We start from the raw sequence: 237 nt of genomic DNA on the forward strand, positions 1-237 counted from the left end.
GCCGATGACGAAGACCGTCGCGCGATCCTCGACTGGGCCGAAGACCACGCCGATGGCCTGAACATCCTCGTCAACAACGCCGGCGGCAACGTCACCCGCGCCGCGGTGGACTACACCGAAGACGAGTGGCGCGGGATCTTCGAGACCAACCTGTTTTCCGCCTTCGAACTCTCGCGTTACGCGCGCCCGCTGCTCACGCGGCACGCGGCCTCCAGCATCGTCAACGTCGGCAGCGTG

Annotated in this window: 1 protein-coding gene; it reads left to right on the forward strand. The window is 66.7% G+C overall.

What is annotated here, in order from left to right; translation table 11 throughout:
- The coding region (locus tag OH705_RS28675; protein WP_267303630.1) for an SDR family NAD(P)-dependent oxidoreductase at window positions 1-237 on the forward strand (237 nt) is incomplete at both ends.

The sequence above is a fragment of the Pseudomonas sp. BJa3 genome, from assembly GCF_026343815.1.
GTDB lineage: Bacteria > Pseudomonadota > Gammaproteobacteria > Pseudomonadales > Pseudomonadaceae > Aquipseudomonas > Aquipseudomonas soli.